Source organism: Legionella maceachernii (genome assembly GCF_900167045.1).
In the GTDB taxonomy this organism is placed as follows: domain Bacteria; phylum Pseudomonadota; class Gammaproteobacteria; order Legionellales; family Legionellaceae; genus Tatlockia; species Tatlockia maceachernii.
The window spans coordinates 248,779-270,350 of the sequence record NZ_FUXJ01000003.1 but is presented as its reverse complement, the minus strand read 5'-3'; the positions used below and the strand labels follow the sequence as shown (position 1 = coordinate 270,350).

Sequence of the window (21,572 nt, the reverse complement as noted above, 5' to 3'; positions counted from 1 at the left end):
TTCTCAAAGTTCTCGACATCCCGCTGCTTGACCGTGGGATCAAGCAATCGTAAAGTCTCACCGACTCCGTGAGTCGCGACGAAAAACCTCACTTTAAGCGGATCCTAAGATACGAATCCTTTCGTTATTCTTATCATAAATGGGTTATACCCGTGATCTTTCAAAATGCTAGTTTTTGGTCTATTGCTTTTTCCGCCTGAATTATTTTAAAAACTCCCAATAGGGATTGCTATTACTCGTTTTTAAAATAATTCCAGCCAAAAAAATCAAGTCGTCCAAAAACTAGCATTTTGAAAGATCACGGGTATATACTCTTCATATATGCTTTCGGTTAATTCAGTATCCTTATGTCTGATGATTCTTTGTCCGAAGACGACAAAGCTTTGTTTCGTAAAATGATGGGCGATGTCAAGCCTCTAAAAAAGAGTGATAAGATTAACTTAGGCTCAACAGGGACCAAAAACCGTAAGCAAGAAAGAATACCTGTAGCTCGAACAACTACCGTTTATCTTTCTGATTATTATGCTGAGGAAGTACAGGCAAACACAATCTTGTTCTATAGTAGTCATCGTATTCCTAATAAGCGATTAAGAGAATTAAAAGCAGGAAGAATTCCTTGGCAAGCAAAATTGGACTTACACGGCCTTAGGCCGGATGATGCGAAGGAAGCATTAATTAAATTTATTGGGCAGCAAACTGATTTAGCTCGTCGGAGTCTTTTAATTATTCATGGTAAGGGCAGCCATCGAGGTGAGGCACCTGTATTAAAAAATCTGGTTAATCGCTGGTTAACTCAATTTCCGCAGGTTTTAGCCTTTCACAGTGCTTTGGCACGGGACGGTGGTGAAGGTGCTTTATACGTTCTTCTAAAGCGGCAAAAAGAAGAAACGAATTGAATTTATCGTCATAAAGCCTTACCATTTGCACAAAATTTCGAATAGTGGCGTCATGAACAAACAAGCAGCAATTATTATCGGGATTTCTGGTCCCTCCGCTTCTGGGAAAAGTCTTCTAGCTAACACGATTGTTACTGAATTGGGCTCTGAACAAGTCGTGGTAATCTCAGAAGACGCTTATTATAAAGACAATAGTCATCTCCCCTTCACAGAAAGAGAAAAAATTAATTACGACCACCCTGACGCCTTCGATCATGCCCTGCTTTGTGATCATCTTCGAAAATTACAACAAGGGGAATCCGTGGAGATTCCTATTTATTCCCATTCGAAGCATATTCGGTTATCCGAAACGCGTCGAGTAGGCCAGCATGCTATTATCGTCTTAGAAGGGATTCTCTTATTTACAGACAAAGCCTTGCGCGAAATCATGGACATCCGTATCTTTATGTCCACACCCTTGGATGTTTGCTTAACTCGCCGCTTGAAACGTGATGTGGTTGAGCGCCAGCGTTCTTTCGAATCGGTGGTCCATCAGTATGAAACGACAGTCAGACCAATGTATTTACAGTTCATTGAACCTTCCAGTCGGTATGCAGACATCATTGTTCCAAGAGGCGGAGAGAATCGTATCGCCATTGATATGATTCAGGCAAAAATGCGTGAGTTACTCGCAAAGCACACAAACGGTTAGAGGAGAAAACGATGGGATTTTTACGTGGAAAAAAAGCACTGATTGTTGGTCTAGCAAGCAATCGCTCTATCGCCTATGGCATTGCCAAAGCATTTTATGAACAAGGTGCTGAATTAGCATTCACTTATCAAAATGAGAAATTGCAAAGCCGTGTCGAAACAATGGCCGCTGAATTCAATTCTAAATTAACTTTTCCTTGTGATGTCGCCAATGATCTTGATATTCAAGCCGTTTTTGAACAATTGGGTAGTCATTGGGATCAATTGGACATTCTTATTCATTCCGTCGCTTTCGCACCAGCGGATCAAATCAGTGGTGATTTTATTGAGAGTGTGCATCGTGAAGGCTTCCATATTGCCCACGACATCAGCGCCTATAGCCTAATAGGCCTCGCTAAAGCAGCCCTACCTATGATGCAGGAGACTCAAGGCGCGATTCTAACACTGAGCTATTATGGGGCTGAGAAAGCAGTGCCCAATTACAATGTCATGGGTATTGCTAAAGCAAGCTTAGAAGCTTCAGTCCGCTACTTGGCCTCTAGCTTAGGGCCACGTGGCATTCGCGTTAATGCAATCTCTGCAGGCCCAATTAAAACGTTAGCAGCTGCTGGCATCAAGGATTTCCGTAAAATGCAAGCTGCCTATGCTGATACAACGCCCATGAAGCGTAATGTCACAGCAGAAGAAGTAGGCAATACCGCCGCTTTCTTATGCTCTGACTTAGCCTCTGGAATTACTGCAGAAGTGGTGCATGTGGATGCTGGTTATCATGCAGTAGCGATGTCCGATTTGGGTAAGATGGGTTAACCCTTTAACATCACAATATTTTAGACACACAAACGAACCCGAATCTAGCCTAAGCAAACACCTCTAATTTTTGAACCTAATCCCTGTTTTTTGCCTACTTCCCGCGCTTTATGCGCGGGTTATACATTCCGATCAGAATAGAAGTCTTTTTCCAATAAAGCGCGGAAAGTAGATTTTTTGATTTTATAAATACCCGTGATCCTTCAAAACGCTATTTTTGGGCAACTTGGTTTTTTTGGCTGGGATTATTTTAAAAACGAGTAATAGCAAGCCCTATTGCGAGGTTTTAAAATAATCCCGGGCGGAAAAAGCAATAGACCAAAAATAGCGTTTTGAAGGATCACGGGTATATTACTATTAGAGGCTTATCTTGGGTCTGGACGCTCTTAACACGGATACTCAAAAATTAGTAACTGAGTCACGACTACGCTTATTCTTCTACCCAACGGTAACACTCATTCTTACTTATCAAAACTTTATATGGTCTAATTTTTATAAAATTTGTTTGCTGAGAGAACTATTTTAATTGCTAGCTTCATGATATTTTGATGTACCACAGATTTGTAGAATTATGTTTCAATCTGAGTATCCAATACAAACAACTATCGTTGAGGAGCATTTATGAGTACACCTGAGCAAATGAAAATAAAGGAAGAGGATAATCCAAAGCTAGCCATTTCTTCAAAAGACTCCGAACCAAAAATACAGGAACGTCAACAGAGGCAACTGCAAAATAATCCGTTAAACAATAATCACTCAGCAAATGGACTTCATTTCACCCGCTCTTTTAAGAAAATGCCTAAACTTTCTACTAATCAAGAATCAACTGCCTCTTTATACGACGATGAAAAAGAGAAAAAGCTTAGCCTCTTACGGGAAGAACAAGCCAAAAAAAAAGTAAACACCTCTGTTTCAGATAAAGAATTTGAGTTAATCCTTCCTTTTCTGTCTAAGGATTCCGTAGAGTTAAGCCTTAATACAAATTGGGAGGAAAATTCACCCACTTTAAAGCAAATGGTTGAAAAATGGAAAAAAATGGGAACAACAGCAGCGTCTAATAGTCCTTTCGATTATTCATTCTTTAGTGAAATAAAATATTTAAGCATAGTGGATGCTCTCCCTTCGCACTCATTCCCTCCTCCTCCGGAAAAAAAAGAAGAATTTGCTGCCGCGTGTAGCATGTTGAAAGCAATGAAATTTCCCAAGCTTGAAAGCATCGTGATTCATGACTTCATTCCATCTCAAGAAAATTTAGCGAATCTCCTATCGTTGATTAAAAACAATGAAAAGACTTTAAAGAAAATAACCATTCTTAACGGTTTTACTGAGGAAGAATTACACATCATTCAACAAGAATTGGAACAGTATCCACATATCCACTTAAAGATCACCTACAGACCGATCATGAGCCCGGAAACGCTTAAGAAAAAATTTGATTTCTTTAATTCCAGTCAAGAGAAATCGATCAAGCTTCAGGAAAGCAGAACAACTCACCCAGACATTTCAGATAACAATAATTTCCAACCTCAATAAAAGCGGCGGGTCAAATGACCCGCCTCTGCTTTATTGATATCCAGGCCCATAATAAGGATGAGAGGGGTCTTGATATTGAGCCGGTTGCTCTGGATATGGGTGTTGAGAAGGCTGTCCCCCATAAGGGTATTGAGGAGGCTGTCCCCCATAAGGATATTGAGGAGGCTGTCCCCCGTAGGGTGAACCCATCGGAACATTGCCTGTATGCGAGTGCGAATAAGGATCAATGTTGTGCGGCGGGTAATAACTTGGCGGCTGATCAGCCATGGTAGCACCATAAGGCGCTGATGGCATAGGATTATATGAATGAACATACACAACGGGTGGCGCTTGGAAAGGACGAAAATCGAAGTGAAGTGTATTGTTATTATCAATCTTTATATCCAGCGAACGGAGTTCGCCACGACGCAATTTTCTAATTGTCTCAACGATTTCTTGATCCTTTCTATCACGGTAAAACCACCAATTGTTTGCACCGTCTTTACCAAGTTGTAGGCGAAGGGTTGCGATAGCACTTGTTATTTTAATCGGATCAAGCCCAGCCTCTGTTATGGCTTCTTCATCAATGGTGTAACGATGTGCATCTCGAGGATCGAGGGCATGGGGATTATAGTGTTGAATTGCTTTCGTCTGTGCAAAGTTGATAAGTGCAGTTCCCAGCGCAGCCCCAATCAGTGATAAGCAAATAATACTTACAACAAGTAGACCGATAGGGTTGGTAATACCAGCTGCAAAAAAAAGAGCAGTAAGTGGTGCAGTGAGGTATAAATAGGACAATACGCCTGACGCTGTAGCAAATGCAGCTACACTCAACATGGAAACCAGTGCTTGACGTATTCCCTCGTTATGCCATAAACGCTCCATACTATCAGCAAACGTTCTAAAAAGGTAAACTAATGCAAGGGTTGTCAGCACAACTCCTATCAAAATCAGAGCAATTAAAGCAAGTACCGCCCAAAGCTCAGCTTTCTTTTCATCATTGCCTCCACCACTGCTTGAATAACCATGGTTGTGAGAACCTGAATAGCCTATGCTTGGACTCACATATGAGCCATGATGGTGATGGGCGAAAAAGGCGTCAATCAATAACCAATCAAAAAGCAGGCTATCTGTTGGGCAATAACAGGAATGATGGCGCGGCAAGTAATTTTCAAAAACCTCGACTTTTATGATTGGCTGATAAGCTAACGGGGGTCTATAACTCTCTTCATCTAAAGTATCAGGTTGTGCAGCATTTAAAAATGTATTTAGAACGGTATAAACCTTCTGTGTTTCTAGAGGCTCAAGCCTGTATATGGAACTGCTGTTATTAAAGAATAAATCGTATTCAATTCGATTACGCAACTCAATACAAATTTGTTCGTATGTCTTTCTTTCCGCCTTTAAATCCTGATAATCTCTCACTAAGCCCATTTGCAGCTGAGCAAGCATATTGTTTGTTAGTTTACCTGGCATTTTTCCCCCTACTACTTAGGTTTTTCTATTTTAGCAGTTTGAATCAGATTGTTGATGTACAAATCATAATCCATTACCCCATAGCTCGCTTCAATTTGCTGAGCTATACTTGCCTGCTGCTCTTTATCCAACGACTCTAATTGGCCATCATTGATTTGCTTTAAACGCACAATCACGTAATTGCCATTATTTAAACCACGGCCATCACGGCTATTAATCTTTGGTAGACTAAACGCTAAATCATTGATTGCCGGATCTGCTTTATCAGTATCTCGGGTGGCCTTTTCTACTGCACGCCATTGCAATTGATTCGTCTGCATCAATTTAACTTGCTGGCTTTCATCTTCTTTGTCCGACAGTAACTCTGTACCCAATTGTTTCGCTTGCTGCTCAGCGTTCATTAGCGCAAGTTTCTTAGCGATAGAGTCTTTGACTTCAACCAATGGCTTTTCTGCTGCAGGAAAGTGCTGGTTTACTCGTAAAACAACCACACTGTCATTATCCACTTGTATAGGATCACTGTTATTGCCAAGATTCAGTACATCGTGACTAAAGGCCGCATTCACAACTTGCTTATTTTTAGTTAACTCGCTACTTCCACCTTGACGTGAAAAGGGTTCCGTATGTTCTATGGGTAATTTTAAAGCGTCTGCGACAGGGGTTAATGAATCTGGACTTTGGTAACTTAAATCACTCAGCTGCTCTAAAGCTTGAGCATATTGCGTTTGAGCACGATCAACGAGCAATTGCTCTTTAATACTAGACTCTACTTCGGTTAAGGGTTTTATGGTCGCCGGCTTATAAGCAATAAGCTTAAAAATCTCATACCCGTGCGGTGATTGTACTGGGGAAGAAATCTGCCCAGGTTGAGTTAAATTCGCCAATGACTTATCAAAACCGGATTGACCTGCAACCAACCACGGAAGCAACCCATTATTCGCAATGGATAATTTGTCATCCGATTTAGTTTTTACATACTCGTTAAATTGTTCCGGATTGCGTTGCAAGACTTGATAGGCTTCATCCGCTTTTTGTTTTATTTGATTTTGAGCCTCATCAGACGCGTCTTCTGGAACTGCGAAAAGAATGTGCGCTACTTGCCATTGCGCCGGGGTAAGGAAATTAGTCTTATTTTCTTCGTAATAAGCATTTATCTCTTCAGGAGTAATTTGAATCTTATCTTTTATTTGTTGCGTTGAGAGACGGACGTAATCGATGCTGACTGTCTCAGGGGATAAAAATGCTTTCTGATGGTGCTGATAATAATTATTGATTGCAGCATCCGAAATCGAATTATTTTTAATAAATAAAGAAGCAGGAATTTCTAAATACTCATAGTCCCTCGTTTGCATATAAAGTTTTACGAACCGCTTGATTTCATTAGGTAAGGCAAAAGCAGTGCCGATGAATGCGAAGCGTTGTTGATTCAATAGCATGCCTTGTTTTACTTCATTTCGAAAGGATTCGGGGGTAAACATAGCGCCGCTCAATGCTTGCTGATACCGCTCCGGTGAAAAGTGACCATCTTGTTGAAATTGGGGAATACTGAGAATGGCAGCATCTGCTTGCTGGTTGCCGACTGCAAAGCCCGCTTTTTTCGCTGCTTGCACGCTTACTTCATTGGTAATCATGGCGGTAAGCACTTGCTTCTTAAGAGCCGATTCGCTGGCAGCAGTCATTTGTGAAGGATCACGTTGCTGGCGAATTCGACGATAACTCATATCAAAAGCTTGTTTGCTAATCGCATGTCCATTCACATCGACTTCAACGTCCGATGCTTGGTGACCTTGCATGTAATAGTCTACTCCGAATAGGGTAAAGGTGATAGCAATTAGAATAATAACTACCCAGGCTATAATACCCTGTATGCGTTCGTTCAGCTTCTGCAACATGTTCGAAGTTCCATATTGGTCAATTCGCAAATTTTCGTAATGATCATTAGCCTCCTACCGCCGAACGGTGCAATTTGGGCGAAAACATAGGGGACTTGATCGATTACATTTAACACAGCTGATAAAAAAAACGCGCCCTTCGGCGCGTTAATCTGGCGGAGTGGACGGGACTCGAACCCGCGACCCCCGGCGTGACAGGCCGGTATTCTAACCTGCTGAACTACCACTCCTATTCTTGGTGGGTGCTGCAGGGATCGAACCTGCGACCCTCGCCTTGTAAGGGCGATGCTCTCCCAGCTGAGCTAAGCACCCAAAAAACTTAGCCTTCTTGTACAGCTTCTTTTAAAGATTTACCAGCTTTAAATTTAGCAACTCTTGACGCTTTAATCTCAATCGTCGCTCCAGTTTGTGGATTTCTGCCAGTGCGCGCAGAGCGATTGCCAGTGGAGAAAGAGCCGAAGCCTGGCAAAACAACCTGATCGCCTCTTTTGAGGGCGTCAGTGACGGTCATCATGAAAGTTTCGAGAACTCGACTAGCGTCTGCTTTTGTTACACCTGAGCCACTTGCAATTGCTTCAATCAATTCACTCTTATTCATCTTTTCCCCTATCAGTTATTCTTCCTTATCCGAGGTTTGATTAGAACAAAATCATCTACCTCAGTCAAGCAGTCACATCCTTGCATCGCCCGCCAGTAGCGGGCAACGGTGTGAAATATACCCGGTATTAATGGGCGTGTAAATCTTTATTTTTACTTTTTTTAGAAGTTTCGCTGGAAATAACCTCAGAGGGAGATGATTCAGTGGATTTCACGATAGGACTTCGTTGCAAAGCCAGTTCTAAAACCTCTTCCACTGTTTTTACTGGATGAATAGCCAGTTTCCTTAAGACATTATCTGGAATTTCTTCTAGATCTTTCCGATTTTCCTCAGGAATGATAACGTGTTTTATGCCACCGCGATGCGCAGCAAGAAGTTTTTCTTTCAAACCCCCAATCGGCAGAACCTGACCACGCAACGTAATTTCGCCTGTCATAGCCACATCCGCGCGCACAGGTATTTGGGTCACTACTGAAACAAGAGCAGTACACATGCCAATGCCCGCGCTGGGACCATCTTTAGGAGTAGCCCCTTCTGGAACGTGAACATGAAAATCATTTTTATCATAAAAATCATCGGATAGACCAAATGTCTTGGCACGGCTTCTAACCACAGTCATTGCTGCCTGAATAGATTCTTGCATCACTTCGCCTAACTGCCCAGTGTGCGTTGTTTTGCCCTTACCTGGCATCATAGATGCTTCAATAGTGAGCAACTCGCCTCCTACACTCGTCCAAGCGAGACCAGTCACTTGACCTACCTGATCAAACTCTTCGGCAAGGCCATAACGGAATTTCTTCACACCCAAGTATTTTTCGATGTTAGTACGTGACACAGAGACTTTTCTTACTCGTTTACCTGTTAAAATCTCCTTCACCACTTTACGGCAAATACTGGCGATATCACGCTCTAAATTACGTACGCCGGCTTCGCGAGTGTAATGGCGAACAATCTCGCGAATTGCGCTCTCACCAATACTTATTTCTTCTGGTTTAAGTCCATTCAGAACAAGCTGTTTGGGGACTAGATAGCTTGTCGCAATGTTTATTTTTTCATCTTCAGTGTAACCCGCTAAGCGAATTACCTCCATACGATCAAGCAATGGTGCGGGGATTTCTAAGGAATTAGCCGTCGCAATAAACATGACATCACTTAAGTCATAATCGACCTCAAGGTAATGGTCATTAAAGGTGTGGTTTTGCTCTGGATCCAGCACCTCAAGTAAAGCCGAAGCGGGATCCCCGCGGAAATCCATCGCCATTTTATCGACTTCGTCGAGCATAATGAGGGGGTTTTTTACCCCCGCCTTGCACAATTTTTGGATAATTTTACCGGGCATAGAACCAATATAGGTGCGTCGGTGACCGCGAATCTCTGCTTCATCTCTCACACCACCCAGTGCAATACGGATAAAAGTCCTTCCGGTCGCATTAGCAATCGATTGCCCTAAAGAGGTTTTACCCACTCCCGGAGGCCCTACTAAACATAAAATGGGGCCTTTTAAGCGTTTGACCCGCTGTTGTACAGCAAGGTATTCAATGATGCGCTCTTTAACCTTTTCAAGCCCATAGTGCTCTTTATCCAATAACTTTTCAGCTCGGCGTAAATCAAACTGAATTTTATTTTTTCTCTTCCAAGGTACACTAAGCATCCAATCCAAATAATTGCGGATTACGGTAGCTTCAGCCGACATTGGCGACATGAGCTTTAATTTTTGCAATTCAGATAAAGATTTTTCTTTGGCTTCCTTCGGCATACCTGCTTTTTTAATAGAGGCTTCCAATTGCTCTATTTCATTGCCTTCTTCACCCAGCTCACCCAATTCTTTTTGAATCGCTTTGATTTGCTCATTGAGATAGTATTCTCTTTGGCTTTTTTCCATCTGGCGTTTAACCCGACCACGCACTCTTTTTTCCACATGGAGCAGATCGATTTCACCTTCTATAGCAGCCATTAGTCGCTCTAAACGTGTGCCGATATCGATAGTCTCGAGCAACTCTTGCTTATCATCTACTTTCAAGCTTAAGTGTGCAGCAATGGTGTCTGCCAACCGGCCCGGCTCTTCAATGCTAGCTAAAGAGCTTAATACTTCGGGAGGAATTTTTTTGTTCAGTTTAATATACTGCTCAAATTGTGACATCAATGAACGCATTAAAATTTCGATTTCCTGCTCTTTTAATGCTTCGTTTGTCTCTTCAATGGGTTCCAGGTTTGCCTCGAGAAAACCCTGCTCGAGTGTATATGAGCTAACTCGGGCACGCTGCTCCCCCTCCACGAGCACTTTCACAGTACCGTCGGGAAGCTTTAATAGCTGCAAAACGCTGGAAACCGTTCCTACTGTATAAACGTCATTAACTCCAGGATCATCATTGGAGGATTTTCGCTGTGCAACTAAAAAAATTTGTTTATTATCTACCATTGACGCTTCGAGCGCTTTAATGGATTTTTCCCGGCCCACAAACAAAGGGATGACCATATGCGGGTAAACGACAACATCCCGAAGAGGTAAGACGGGTAAAGGTGACATTACTTCCTTTTCAGACGGCATGATTTCATTTTCGCTTTCGCTAGACATAATGAGCCCTTATTCAAAACGATAATCTATGAGAAACAGCACATATTTGGCACATCTTACAATTATCTGGCTGTAGCCTGGGTGGCACAGCATAACCCGGGATTTTATACCACGGATTCCCGGGTTACGCTGCGCTCCATCCAGGCTACAGGTGCCTGCCACGCGACTTCAAGAATCTGTTTACATTTTGCCATGTTTGGCTAAGATAGTAGAAAGTAAACAAGTCCTACTACTATTCCCTTCCACCTGCAGCAGTTTGTTTGCTTTCCTCACCTTCATAGATAAGGATGGGTTTACTGGTGTTATTAATGACGTTTTCGTCAATCACCACTTTTCTAACCCCTTCAAGCGAAGGTAACTCATACATGGTGTCTAAAAGTATATTTTCAAGGATGGCACGCAATCCTCGAGCACCTATTTTTCGTTCGAGTGCTTTCTTAGCGATCATGCGCAATGCTTCTTCACGGAATTCAAGCTCAACGTTTTCCATTTTAAATAGCGCATGGAATTGCTTAGTGAGTGCATTTTTAGGACAGGTCAGAATATCGACTAGCGCTTCTTCACTGAGTTCATGCAGGGTAGTTACTACGGGTAATCTTCCCACGAACTCTGGAATTAGCCCGTATTTAACCAAATCCTCAGACTCAAGTTGCTCAAGGATTTTTTCGATATCCTTGGGATTTTTCTGATTTTTCAGTTGTGCAGAAAAACCGATACCTGATTTATCACTGCGCTCGCGAATGATCTTATCGAGTCCAGCAAAAGCGCCTCCGCAAATAAATAGAATATTGGAGGTGTCCACTTGTAAAAATTCTTGCTGTGGATGTTTACGTCCCCCTTGGGGCGGTACAGAAGCAATCGTTCCTTCAATTAATTTTAGTAGCGCTTGTTGTACGCCCTCCCCTGAAACATCACGGGTAATCGAGGGATTGTCAGATTTACGTGAAATCTTATCGATTTCGTCGATATACACAATACCTTGTTGCGCTTTATCCACGTCGTAATCGCATTTTTGAAGCAGTTTCTGGATAATGTTTTCTACATCCTCACCCACATAACCTGCTTCGGTTAATGTCGTTGCATCTGCCATGGTAAAAGGTACGTTTAGCAATCGAGCGAGTGTTTGTGCAAGCAGCGTTTTACCACTTCCTGTAGGACCGATGAGCAGAATGTTGCTCTTGCCTAACTCAATCCCATCCTCTGTTTTATGCTGTAATCGTTTATAATGATTGTAAACAGCAACAGATAGTACTTTCTTGGCATGCGGTTGGCCGATGACATACTCATCAAGAAAGTTGGAAATTTCTTTGGGTGTAGGCAGGCGAGTTTCAGTCTCTTCTGGAGTATCTTGAGTCTCTTCACGGATGATGTCGTTACATAATTCGACGCACTCATCACAAACAAAAACAGAAGGACCAGCAATCAATTTTTTTACTTCATGCTGACTTTTTCCACAAAATGAACAATACAAGACTTTGTCGCCATCGCCGTTACCGGTTCTACTCATCTACAAACCCCTTCTTTACTGCTAGTAACAACTCACTCTGTACAGGAAACATCTTATTAGCCAACCTTTCTCATTGCATTTCGCAATTTCAGCATAAGATCGGAGTATTACATAACGAGTCTCCCTTCCCTGCGAATTATTACTTGCTAACTAGCTAAACTAAATACTCTAGTAAAATTTTAGACAATTGAAATAATAAAGCCAGCAAAATTGCCAACCTGTCATTAATTATAACAGATTGGCAATCCTATTACTCGGATTTAGTCATGGCTTCGCGATCGTAAAGAACCTTATCGATTAAACCATATTCGCAGGCTTGGGTGGCACTCATAAAATTATCACGGTCGGTATCTCGCAAGATTTGGTCAGGCGTTTTTTGAGTATGCTTAGCCATAATACTATTTAAACGTTCACGCACCGCTAACGTTTCACGGGCGTGGATTTCAATATCAGAAGCCTGTCCTCTATAACCACCTAAAGGCTGATGAATCATGACCCGAGAATTCGGCAAGCAAAATCGCTTGCCTTCAGCACCGGCGCAAAGCAAAAGTGCTGCAGCACTCGCAGCCTGACCTATGCACAGAGTACTTACATCCGGTTTAATAAATTGCATTGTGTCATAGATTGCCAGTCCCGCTGTCACGACACCACCCGGTGAATTAATATACAATGCAATATCCTTTTCAGGATTTTCTGATTCTAAGAACAGAAGTTGAGCGACAACCAAATTCGCCATATGATCTTCAACTTCGCCCAAAAGAAAGATAATTCTTTCTTTTAAAAGCCTTGAATAAATATCATAGGAACGCTCGCCTCTTGAGGTCTGCTCGACAACCATTGGCACCAAACCGCTGGCATTCCTAATCACATTTTCTGAATAACCCATCTATTTATTCTCCTTCGGTTTCACTTTCCTTAGTGGGATTCATTACTGCATCATAATTCATCGTTTTCTCGATAAGCTTAGCATTTTCACTGATTTTTTCAGCAACAACTTCTTCCATTACTAACGCCTCAATTTCTGCCAAGCGTTCTTTGCTCCCTTGATACCATCGGCGAAGCTCATCAGGATCTTCGTAGGCACTTGCCAATTTTTCAATCATGGCATCGACTCGTTCCTTATCCGCGACTAGTTCATGTTTCTTGACATATTCAGAAAAGAGCAAACCTAAATGCACTCTTCGTTTTGCTTGTTCCTCAAATAATGCACGAGGAAAGTCTGGGATCTTCTCATTGTCAGAATGTTCATGACCAAAGAGACGGTGGTACATGTCATGTTTGAGATGCTCAATTTCCTTGTCAATCAAGGCATTTGGCAATTCAAATGGATTGATAGCCAGTAATTTATCGAAAACGCGTTCACGATTCATTGCGTTAACGCGACGTTCAAGCTCACGCACCATGTTTTCTTTAATGTCCTTTTTCAGGGCTTCTACGCCGCCTTCGGTAATATTAAATTTTTCAGCGAAAGCATCATCTAAAGGTGGTAACTTTCCTTCCATCACTTGGTGTAGAGTGATTTTAAATGTAGCTTCTTGGCCCGCTAATGCTTGATGGCTATAGTTTTCAGGAAAGGTAACTTTAATATCGAATGACTTCCCTTTCTTACCACCAATTAATCCCTCTTCAAACCCTGGAATCATTGAACCTGAACCGATAATCACCTCGTATCCTTCGGCCTTACCCCCTTCAAAGGGTTTATCGTTTATGAATCCTTCGAAATCGATAATAACCTTATCGTCTTTCGCAGCAGCGCGTGAAACTTCATGCCACTCTTTGTTTTGCTCACGCAATTTGTCCAGCATAGCAGTTACATCACTATCCTTAACTTTCGCACGGATTACTTCGATTTCATCTTGGTTTAATTCGGTAATAGCCACTTCTGGGAATACTTCAAAAAAGGCCGTGTATTTGAAATCTTTACCTGACTCAATTTTTTCTGGCTCAACCGTGGGCATACCTGCAGGCACTAACTCGTTCTTTTGCAATGCTTCAAATAAAGTGGATTGCACCATTTCACGGGCAACTTCTTCGCGAACACTGTTAGAGAACCGGCTCTTTACGACATGCATGGGAACTTTGCCAGGACGAAAACCGTCTACTTTTACTTTGCGAGCAAGATTGCGGAGACGAAGGCTCACTTCTTCCTCTATTTTTTCGGTGGGCACTGAAACCGTTACTTTACGCTCCAAACCTTTCAAGGTCTCAACAGAAACTTGCATCTAGTCACCTCTCGGATATTGTCATAAATGGTGCGAAAGGAGAGACTCGAACTCTCACGGGTTACCCCACTGGAACCTAAATCCAGCGCGTCTACCAGTTCCGCCACTTTCGCAAAACAGGGTGGAATTATCGAACAGTAAGCCTATCTTGTAAAGACTCAGAATGAATCTTAAGCACAAACAGTCAGGTTAAAAGGGATCTGGGGTGAGCGATGGGACTTGAACCCACGACAACCGGGATCACAACCCGGGGCTCTACCAACTGAGCTACGCCCACCATTTTACAATTTGCCCTTAACTAGGAGGAGAATCTGCTCTAAGGCTGGCACGCCCGGCAGGATTCGAACCTGCTACCCTCGGCTTAGAAGGCCGATGCTCTATCCAGATGAGCTACGGGCGCAAATCTTGGTCGGGGTGGAGAGATTCGAACTCCCGACATCCTGCTCCCAAAGCAGGCGCGCTACCAGACTGCGCTACACCCCGTTTTTAAACCCGCCCCAAGGACAGAGCGCAAATGATACTCGGAGCTTTACTAGAGGTCAATAACCCCACTTAGATAATTTTAGGAAAGAATCATAAAATCGTCATTATTTGTGTAAAGAAAATATTGCTGTAGGGAGAGATTGTAAGCTAGCATTAACGTATTCTTATCCGCTGTCTTACTCATGAAAACACCTCTTTTACCCCTTTTTGATAATCTAGATAATTTGCATAAAAATAGAGAAAATGTTGTTCTGCCGGGTGCAGAATTCCAAGACGATTTTTATCATTGCCTGAATTTTCTTAAAAGTTACGCTGGTAGTCAGGGCACTTTTAATAGTTATCGACGTGAGACAGAACGCCTGCTTCAATGGTGCTGGAATATTAAAAAAAGCTCGCTTACCGCCTTAAAGCGCGACGATATTGAGCAATTTGTTCGCTTTTGCCAAAACCCACCAGAAAGTTGGATTAGCTTAAAAAAAGTGCCCCGTTTCATTGAGAAGGAAGGAAGACGTGTGCCCAATGAAGCATGGCGCCCCTTTGTGGCCACTATCAGCAAATCTGCCAGAAAAGAGGGAGCCACCGCATCCATTGAACAATTTAATTTGTCTCAAGGGGCAGTACAGGAAATTTTTGCAATCTTAAGCACTTTATTTAATTTTTTAATTGCTGAAGAATACCTTGTCTCTAACCCGGTTGCATTAATTCGGCAAAAAAGTAAATTTATCCGTAAGCGGCAACAAAATGCGCCTATCAGACGATTAAGTTTGCGTCAATGGGACGCGGTTCTTAGTGCGAGTGAAAAATTAGCTGCAGAGAATCCTGAAAAACATGAGCGCACGCGTTTTATTCTCAGTATGCTTTTTGGCATGTATCTCCGTATCTCTGAACTTGCCGCAAGCGAACGATGGATTCCTACAATGAATGACTTTGCGAAAGACAGCAATGGTTTTTGGTGGTTTACAACGGTGGGTAAAGGGAATAAGGAGCGCCAAATCGCCGTCAGTGAAGCCATGCTTGCGAGTCTTGTGCGTTGGCGAACGTTTTTAGGCTTAACGCCACTTCCCTCTCCTTCGGATAATTCACCACTTCTCCCTAAAATTAAAGGCACAGGACCCATGAGTGATACAGCGCCTATTCGTCGCATAGTCCAGCTTTGCTTTGATTTGGCCGCGGAAGAATTAAAGAGACAAGGCCAAAGGGAAGAGGCTGATAACTTAGCAGCTGCTACGGTGCACTGGTTAAGACATACCGGCATTTCAGAAGATGTGAAGAATAGACCACGAGAACATGTACGCGATGATGCGGGTCATAGTTCTAGCGTGACAACGGATCGTTACATTGATGTTGAAATGGAAGCACGTTATTTGTCAGCACGTGGTAAGCAGATTGAGCTTAAAAAGCAAGGTGGCAAGAAGGAGCTAGCAGAGTAGTTAGAGCCAGTGTTAGGCAGCTACGTCGTTCTGATCGCAATGAGGATCTTCTTCATCAGGGTACTGCCAAATTCGGAGGTCCCTCGCTTTGCTTGGGACCACAAAAAAACTATTTGCTCAGGATGACAGCGTTGAATAGGTTAAGAAGGTGACTGCGCATCGACTAATTCAATCTGATGAATCTGCAGTGGTTCGCCTAAGAAAATTTCCCCGACTGCTTGAAAGCGCTTGATGGAATCGGTGACTAAATAGCTTATCCTATTACCCTGCACTTGCTCCGTATTCAGCAAATTCGTCTGTTCAAGCGCTTGTTTTAAGGCTTTTGCTGTGGCTTCGGCGGAGTCGACTATAGTGACACTCTCTGGTAGAAGAGTCGCTAAAAGGGGTTTAAACACAGGGAAATGGGTGCAACCTAAAAGAAGAGTGTCCTCGCCACTGAGTTCCGATAAGTAATGCTTTAAAGTCTCCCGAGCAATCGCATTTCCCACCATGCCTTCTTCTGCTAAAGCCACTAGAAGACTACAAGCACGGGCACTAATTGTTGCCTGCGGTAGATGAGCCGTAATTAAGCGCTGATAGGCATTTGAAGCAATAGTGGTTTCTGTGGCCAACACCGCAATTCGATGATTTTTAGTAGCAGCAATCACCGCAGAAGCGCCAGGGGTGACAACACCTAACACGGGTATATCGGGAAGCATGGCCTGCAAGTGCGGTAGGGCCGCTGTGGTTGCTGTATTGCACGCAATCACTAAGGCTTTAATCTGCCTTTCAACTAGAACGCGCGCCATTTGAATAGCATATTGCTGAATGGTATTGGGGCTTTTAGTGCCGTAGGGTAAGCGCGCTGTATCACCCAAGTAAATAAATGATTCTTGTGCAAGTGTGGTTTTTAATGCCCGAAGCACCGTCAAACCACCCATTCCTGAATCAAAGACGCCGATAGGCAATTTATTATTATTCATCTCCATTGTTCTTAAATTTCCTTACCCACCTCAAGCAGCAGGTGATGCTGGTGGAGGTTCAATGGTGTCATCCATCTCTTTCACTTTTTGTTTTACACCAGTGAGTATACCTTGTTTACTTTTATAAAACTGCATGAGCTCTGCAGTGTCTTTTTTTGCAGTTTCCATGCCTTTTTGTTCTTGCTTGCCAAATTTAAGCTTATCGACTTCTTTTATCCCTTTTAATAAGCCCGTATAGCTTGAATTTGTCTCAAATTGCCTTTTAAAAAGCGAATCCCCTTTCCAGCGCCCAAACATCCCCAATTGGCTATCAGGACTAAATTGGGCATTGTCGATGATGATTGCCTTTTCATCAAAACGCAGGTTTGAATCATTTTTACCGATTGCCATTAACGCTGTCCAGACGTATTCAATCTGATAAAGGGGGCCATCTATTATAAGCGGGTGATCTGCCGTAGGCGCTTTATGGCGCGTCGCTAAAATATGTGTTGCCATTTCCATGGCGACACGAACACAGGCATCAGGTTCGCTAGGAGGAGGAAATTTATTTGCTGTCAATTTCACTTCTGCCGCGTAAGCCGATGCACCATCAGCACCCACTTTACCCGTTAAATTACCTACTCCACATTCCTTGATATACGCATACTTATTAGTTACCGGTCGCCCAGCTGGATCGGTTTTATCATGATAAACCGTATATTCACGGAATTTGCCCGGTTCCACCATATCGACCGTTTCAAAAGGCTCTGTAGGTAAATCAGTGGCAGTTATACTCACGTTGTTTTGGGCATTTGGCCGTACCCCTTCTCCCTGCCACGTTGCAGCAAAATGAGCTTCTTTTTGATCCACTGGGTAATCTTTAGCATAACTATGAAATCCTCGGATACGAATATCTTTTTTACCTTCTTCGGCTTGTTTCAGTGTAGTTAAAAGTCCTTGCTTTAGAAGGGGATGACGTGCATCAGGTTTACCTTTAAATAAAAGTTGAAGGCTTTCATATTCCTTTAATTCTTTATCCATTTGTTGGTAGAGATCAACTAACTCCTGTTGCTTCTCTGATACTTTTTCTGCAATTTCTTGTTTCTCAGCTGCCCCTGCTGCACTTCGCCTAATGTCTGTTTCAGAGGGCAAACTACGCCAGTGATCCTTAATTTGCTCCATTTGCTCTTTAAGATGCGCAATCATCGTGTCACAGTTTTCGGATAACTCGCGAAATTCTGAACCCATCTTTTTCGCATTTTCTTTTGCGGCACCTTGGAATGCTGGATGAAACCAATAAATTGGTTTTGCTTCAGCCAGACGTTTTAGTCGAGAAGTATTTCTGTTTAATTGTAAGTTAGCAAACGACTTTTTAAGACTTTCGATCGCGGTTTCCTGCTCCTCAAATTCAGTTTCATAGGTGTTGGGATCGAGTAGTGTTTGTTTCCTTGCATCCACCTTCATCTGAGCAAAAAATTTTGGGGTCAGTTGTTTGTCTAAGGAGGAAGCCGGCGGCGCAAAGGCAGCTATATGACCGGCGAAAGCAGGCTTTGTAATTTTCCCAATAAATTCACTGTGGGTTTTTGAGTCTTTTATCGCGTTATGAATTGCTGTCGCAGCCGCTTGGCTAAGGGGAGCAGATTTAGTTAATCCTGCGATGCCTTTATAGATGACTTTACTCTCACCTGATGCGGGAGTGTAGAGCGCCAAAACATGTTGATTGCGCGTTTCCTGATCACGAACCGCCGTTCGAATCGCTAGGTCATTCGGACCTACACCAAATCCAGTGCCTGGATTGTCCAGCCCAAACGCATTATAAATTTCCTGTTGGCGTTGGCCAATAAAACCAGCAATGGCTCGCACGCTTTGTATATAAGGAATATTAGGAGCCGCTCCCGCCAGATCAAATAAATTAGGGCCACTCAAAATACCGTTGCTTATTTGCGTGATCTGCTGAGGGCTTAAATTAAGTGCTGGCTCTATCTTTGCTAATATTTTGGCAACTTCCTTGTTTGGAATCCCCGTTAAATTAGCCAATTTCTTATTTTCTTGAATTAATGCGGTGACAAAAGCATCATCAACGACGTCGCTTGCGCCTAAGATACGGTCCACTTCCTTAGGATCAATCACCTGGCTCAAAGAAACTACGGCTTTATTGTTTTCCAATAAAGCACGCTGCTGAGCTAGAGGAAGTTGGTCGATTAATTGAATTAATTTGGGATGTATTTTGTTGTTCTCATTTCCTAAAGGTAGCCGTTGCTCACCATCCAGTTTGATTAATTGCACATAAGCGGCTTTCTGGATTTGCTCCATTGTTTTTGGATTGACCCAGTCGTGCTCAGTGACACCAATATCTCTTAAGGCATCTTTAAATTTATCGATATCCGCTGCTTTAGCGAGGGCGGTTAAACGATCCGGGGCGGGTGCCGCAGGAAGCGGAGGAATTCTGTCCGCAGGGAAATTACGCACTAAAGTTTCAACTAGACTTGCTCTAACGCGTTGTTTCTCTTTAACAGGAAAAGTGCCTGCAGTAATTAAAGGATCAAGGTGCGGGCTATTGGGATTATTGATTTTGTCTAATAAATGGGTATGGTTTTGATTGCTTACAGGGCTTGCAGTTGATAAATCAATAAGGGTAGCTTTTGCGGTTCTAGCGATGGCTTCAGCAGCCGCATAACTGCGAATTTGTAACCCTACACCACGATTCGCATCGGTTATTAAACGAGTTAATACAGGAGTAATTACCCCATCTTGCGAAAGATCGGCTGGTTGCGGTCTAAATAAAGGGGTAATAAGATTAATTACCTGTCCAGCATTACCTGCCGCACCCGCTAAATTTACGATATCAGGTGCTGATAATTGCGCAATTCTATGCTCCAAATACGTGAGCACAGCCTGTTCTCGAGCGGCATTCAGTTTTGCTGGGTCAGCAAAATAACTGGTTAAAACATTTTGTACTGCATTCGGTTGGCCCACAGCAAAGGTATTTAAATATTTAGCAGAAAAGTTGGGATCCAAGATAAGCTCTTTAAGCTTATTTAAATGGTTATCTCGTGCAGCAGAGTCTGTGGGGATAATAGCTAAACTCTTGCGAATTTGCGCCATTGCTACAATCTCAGCGATATCAGCAGCAGAAGAACCTGTGAGGGCCTCGCGAAATTCATTTTTGCCGGTATAGCCTAAGGCATTAAGCGTAGCTAATTTAGTTTTTAATTCATTATCGTTGGTTACAGAAATCAATTCAGTAAGCGCCGCTTCATCGTTGCATTGTGCGATTTTTAATTTTAACGCTTGCTTTGCGGCAGCTTGGCGAATGGCAGGTAAAGTAGCAGCAGTAATTGCGTGGTCAAAAGAAGCCCCTAATTCTGCCACTTCGGGCATCGCAGGGATACCACCAGGAGGGTTCCCGCGAATGACAGTTTTCAGTGAGACATCGCTTACCGCCTCAGCAATTCGTTCTAAATCGGCAGCTCTGCCGAGTAAGTTGGCATATTTCGCTGCAAGGTAGCGTGCTGCGAATTGGCCTTGCATCGGTAGAATATCTTCATTCTTTAGATAATGTACACAAGCCTCTGCTCTGAAGTGAGTACGGAAATCAACTGGATTGCCTAAAGGAGGATTAACTATCGAAGCCGCTTCACGCAAGACAGAAGCGTCTGGCATATGCTTAATAAATTGCTCAGTCCCTTTTTTAGCCGCAACCCATTGTATCTCTTGAGTTAGCACTGAGCCAACTTGCATCGCATTAACTATATTATCTGTTGACGTTGGAGGCACAGGGGCAACTGCCGGAAGGCCAAAAATATCCCTTACTGCGGCCGTAAACAAACCTTGATTACCGATACTCGCAAAGAGTGCATCAATTTTAGGTTTATCATTGTCACCCAGTGCTGCAATTTTTTTAATTAATAATTGCCGTTCGGCTTCTGCTTTAATCCGAGTGATGGCTTGATTCGTAATAATATTGTCGTTTGCAACATTCCATGAACCGACAGCTAGCGTTACCTGCGGTTGACCAAATGTACTGACGCCATTGTCTCCAAAAAGTTTTCTGCGGATTTCATTGTCGGTATTGGTGGGATCGGGATCTAAAATAGCCTCAAGTTGCGCTTCGGTAGCCTCTTTAAGTGTAAAAAGAACTCGCTTTTCAGCCGCAAGCTTAGTTAAAGCTGCAAAATCATAGAGAGGATCAGGGCCACCACCCCGTATCCTCGAATAACCATTTCCACCATCTGCTAATAAGAAACTATCTCTATTAGCCTCCCCTCGGCCATTAAAGGTATTTGGAGGTGCACCTAAACCATCCCAAACAATAGCACTACGGTTTAATATTGCCTGTCTAAATTGGTTCACATCGGCAGCGCCAGCAGCAAGGAGGTCATTAAGAGCATCAATTACATTGGGTTTGCTGGCAAGTTGAGAATCTGAAAGTGCAGCGTGAAAGGCTATATTTTTGGTCATTTGAACTACCGCTCCGGATTTTTGAAAACTATATACCCTAATTTTAATCTTTCTTTCTTAACTCCACCTTAAGTTTCCTGTG

At 42.8% G+C, this 21,572-nt stretch carries 14 protein-coding genes and 6 tRNA genes; 5 read left to right on the top strand and 15 right to left on the bottom strand.

The window, feature by feature from the left end:
- The first annotated feature begins 347 nt into the window (after nucleotides 1–347).
- From B5D33_RS02885 to B5D33_RS02870, 4 genes are all read left to right on the top strand, one after another.
- A complete protein-coding gene (locus tag B5D33_RS02885) occupies nucleotides 348–896 on the top strand; it encodes a Smr/MutS family protein (RefSeq protein ID WP_058453288.1) in 549 nt (182 codons plus the stop codon).
- A 52-nt stretch (nucleotides 897–948) separates the two neighbouring features.
- Nucleotides 949–1,587: a uridine kinase gene (gene udk, locus B5D33_RS02880; RefSeq protein ID WP_058453287.1), complete on the top strand. Its 639-nt coding sequence runs from the start codon at nucleotides 949–951 to the stop codon at nucleotides 1,585–1,587.
- 11 nt (nucleotides 1,588–1,598) lie between these two features.
- Nucleotides 1,599–2,393, top strand: coding sequence for an enoyl-ACP reductase FabI (locus B5D33_RS02875; protein ID WP_058453286.1), 795 nt, complete (start codon nucleotides 1,599–1,601; stop codon nucleotides 2,391–2,393).
- Nucleotides 2,394–3,014: 621 nt separating this feature from the next.
- Entirely contained in the window at nucleotides 3,015–3,926 is a 912-nt protein-coding gene (locus B5D33_RS02870) for a hypothetical protein (protein WP_058453285.1), read from the top strand.
- Nucleotides 3,927–3,956: 30 nt separating this feature from the next.
- On the opposite strand, the gene B5D33_RS02865 is transcribed toward B5D33_RS02870, so the two are convergent.
- The 13 genes from B5D33_RS02865 to B5D33_RS02805 form a co-directional block, all read right to left on the bottom strand.
- Entirely contained in the window at nucleotides 3,957–5,381 is a 1,425-nt protein-coding gene (locus B5D33_RS02865) for a hypothetical protein (protein ID WP_058453284.1), read from the bottom strand.
- An 11-nt stretch (nucleotides 5,382–5,392) separates the two neighbouring features.
- Nucleotides 5,393–7,273, bottom strand: a complete 1,881-nt coding sequence (locus B5D33_RS02860; RefSeq protein ID WP_058453283.1) for a SurA N-terminal domain-containing protein — start codon at nucleotides 7,271–7,273, stop codon at nucleotides 5,393–5,395.
- Between the two features lie 153 nt (nucleotides 7,274–7,426).
- A tRNA-Asp gene (locus B5D33_RS02855) sits at nucleotides 7,427–7,503 on the bottom strand.
- 6 nt (nucleotides 7,504–7,509) lie between these two features.
- Nucleotides 7,510–7,585: transfer RNA gene (locus B5D33_RS02850), tRNA-Val, on the bottom strand.
- 7 nt (nucleotides 7,586–7,592) lie between these two features.
- The gene (locus B5D33_RS02845) at nucleotides 7,593–7,871 is read right to left on the bottom strand and encodes an HU family DNA-binding protein (protein ID WP_045100047.1); all 279 of its coding nucleotides are present in this window, start codon (nucleotides 7,869–7,871) and stop codon (nucleotides 7,593–7,595) included.
- 127 nt (nucleotides 7,872–7,998) lie between these two features.
- Nucleotides 7,999–10,446 carry an endopeptidase La gene (gene lon, locus B5D33_RS02840; RefSeq protein WP_058453282.1) on the bottom strand — a complete coding sequence of 816 codons (2,448 nt, stop codon included), beginning with the start codon at nucleotides 10,444–10,446 and terminating at the stop codon, nucleotides 7,999–8,001.
- A 232-nt stretch (nucleotides 10,447–10,678) separates the two neighbouring features.
- Entirely contained in the window at nucleotides 10,679–11,953 is a 1,275-nt protein-coding gene (gene clpX, locus B5D33_RS02835) for an ATP-dependent Clp protease ATP-binding subunit ClpX (RefSeq protein ID WP_058453281.1), read from the bottom strand.
- 250 nt (nucleotides 11,954–12,203) lie between these two features.
- Complete coding sequence (clpP, locus tag B5D33_RS02830; protein ID WP_058453280.1) at nucleotides 12,204–12,839, bottom strand: ATP-dependent Clp endopeptidase proteolytic subunit ClpP; 636 nt, start codon at nucleotides 12,837–12,839, stop codon at nucleotides 12,204–12,206.
- 4 nt (nucleotides 12,840–12,843) lie between these two features.
- Nucleotides 12,844–14,175 carry a trigger factor gene (tig, locus tag B5D33_RS02825; RefSeq protein WP_058453279.1) on the bottom strand — a complete coding sequence of 444 codons (1,332 nt, stop codon included), beginning with the start codon at nucleotides 14,173–14,175 and terminating at the stop codon, nucleotides 12,844–12,846.
- A 28-nt stretch (nucleotides 14,176–14,203) separates the two neighbouring features.
- Nucleotides 14,204–14,288: transfer RNA gene (locus B5D33_RS02820), tRNA-Leu, on the bottom strand.
- Between the two features lie 88 nt (nucleotides 14,289–14,376).
- Nucleotides 14,377–14,452: transfer RNA gene (locus tag B5D33_RS02815), tRNA-His, on the bottom strand.
- A 46-nt stretch (nucleotides 14,453–14,498) separates the two neighbouring features.
- Nucleotides 14,499–14,575, bottom strand: a tRNA-Arg gene (locus tag B5D33_RS02810).
- Between the two features lie 6 nt (nucleotides 14,576–14,581).
- Nucleotides 14,582–14,658 (bottom strand) — tRNA-Pro (locus B5D33_RS02805).
- A gap of 182 nt (nucleotides 14,659–14,840) precedes the next feature.
- Here B5D33_RS02805 and B5D33_RS02800 point away from each other — a divergent pair.
- Nucleotides 14,841–16,088 (top strand): tyrosine-type recombinase/integrase, encoded by a 1,248-nt coding sequence (locus B5D33_RS02800; RefSeq protein WP_058453278.1) that lies wholly within the window; start codon nucleotides 14,841–14,843, stop codon nucleotides 16,086–16,088.
- Between the two features lie 140 nt (nucleotides 16,089–16,228).
- On the opposite strand, the gene murI is transcribed toward B5D33_RS02800, so the two are convergent.
- Nucleotides 16,229–17,050 (bottom strand): glutamate racemase, encoded by an 822-nt coding sequence (gene murI / locus B5D33_RS02795; protein ID WP_058453459.1) that lies wholly within the window; start codon nucleotides 17,048–17,050, stop codon nucleotides 16,229–16,231.
- Between the two features lie 30 nt (nucleotides 17,051–17,080).
- Nucleotides 17,081–21,490 carry a hypothetical protein gene (locus B5D33_RS02790; RefSeq protein WP_058453277.1) on the bottom strand — a complete coding sequence of 1,470 codons (4,410 nt, stop codon included), beginning with the start codon at nucleotides 21,488–21,490 and terminating at the stop codon, nucleotides 17,081–17,083.
- Nucleotides 21,491–21,572 lie beyond the last annotated feature (82 nt).

Bases quoted from the DNA above. Each gene is read 5' to 3' on its own strand.
- B5D33_RS02885 (WP_058453288.1), top strand. From the start codon at position 348: ATGTCTGATGATTCTTTGTCCGAAGACGACAAAGCTTTGTTTCGTAAA.
- udk (WP_058453287.1), top strand. From the start codon at position 949: ATGAACAAACAAGCAGCAATTATTATCGGGATTTCTGGTCCCTCCGCT.
- B5D33_RS02875 (WP_058453286.1), top strand. From the start codon at position 1,599: ATGGGATTTTTACGTGGAAAAAAAGCACTGATTGTTGGTCTAGCAAGC.
- B5D33_RS02870 (WP_058453285.1), top strand. From the start codon at position 3,015: ATGAGTACACCTGAGCAAATGAAAATAAAGGAAGAGGATAATCCAAAG.
- B5D33_RS02865 (WP_058453284.1), bottom strand. From the start codon at position 5,381: ATGCCAGGTAAACTAACAAACAATATGCTTGCTCAGCTGCAAATGGGC.
- B5D33_RS02860 (WP_058453283.1), bottom strand. From the start codon at position 7,273: ATGTTGCAGAAGCTGAACGAACGCATACAGGGTATTATAGCCTGGGTA.
- B5D33_RS02845 (WP_045100047.1), bottom strand. From the start codon at position 7,871: ATGAATAAGAGTGAATTGATTGAAGCAATTGCAAGTGGCTCAGGTGTA.
- lon (WP_058453282.1), bottom strand. From the start codon at position 10,446: ATGTCTAGCGAAAGCGAAAATGAAATCATGCCGTCTGAAAAGGAAGTA.
- clpX (WP_058453281.1), bottom strand. From the start codon at position 11,953: ATGAGTAGAACCGGTAACGGCGATGGCGACAAAGTCTTGTATTGTTCA.
- clpP (WP_058453280.1), bottom strand. From the start codon at position 12,839: ATGGGTTATTCAGAAAATGTGATTAGGAATGCCAGCGGTTTGGTGCCA.
- tig (WP_058453279.1), bottom strand. From the start codon at position 14,175: ATGCAAGTTTCTGTTGAGACCTTGAAAGGTTTGGAGCGTAAAGTAACG.
- B5D33_RS02800 (WP_058453278.1), top strand. From the start codon at position 14,841: ATGAAAACACCTCTTTTACCCCTTTTTGATAATCTAGATAATTTGCAT.
- murI (WP_058453459.1), bottom strand. From the start codon at position 17,050: ATGAATAATAATAAATTGCCTATCGGCGTCTTTGATTCAGGAATGGGT.
- B5D33_RS02790 (WP_058453277.1), bottom strand. From the start codon at position 21,490: ATGACCAAAAATATAGCCTTTCACGCTGCACTTTCAGATTCTCAACTT.